Raw genomic sequence first — 403 nt, forward strand, 5'->3', positions numbered from 1 at the left:
CCGTTGGTGTGGTACACGACTCATCCGCTTCTGCTGCGGGGTGGAGCAGTCTGGCAGCTCGTCGGGCTCATAACCCGAAGGTCGCAGGTTCAAATCCTGCCCCCGCTACCATATAGCTCCGGTGCAAACCGGAGGCAGTGGACGAATCAAGCGATACCGGAAACGGTGTCGCTTTTTTCGTTCCAGGGTTCGGCTCGCGCTGGTTGTTGGCGTTGGCGTTGGCGTTGGCCAATGGCTGCCGCACAGCAAATGTTTCAAAGGGGTTGCACGGGAACTCAAACTCCCTTACAATTCCGCTTCTGCTGCGGGGTGGAGCAGTCTGGCAGCTCGTCGGGCTCATAACCCGAAGGTCGCAGGTTCAAATCCTGCCCCCGCTACCACAGAAAATCTGCAGTGCAGATGC

The 403-nt window shown here is 58.6% G+C and carries 2 tRNA genes; both read left to right on the forward strand.

Annotation, left to right across the window (positions count from 1 at the left end):
- Positions 1 to 34 precede the first annotated feature (34 nt).
- Positions 35 to 111 (forward strand) — tRNA-Met (locus ABE424_RS19135).
- Between the two features lie 192 nt (positions 112 to 303).
- Positions 304 to 380 (forward strand) — tRNA-Met (locus tag ABE424_RS19140).
- The last annotated feature ends 23 nt before the right edge of the window (positions 381 to 403 follow it).

Origin of the sequence: Stenotrophomonas sp. TWI1149 (genome assembly GCF_039673155.1) — a bacterium.
Classification (GTDB): domain Bacteria; phylum Pseudomonadota; class Gammaproteobacteria; order Xanthomonadales; family Xanthomonadaceae; genus Stenotrophomonas; species Stenotrophomonas maltophilia_AA.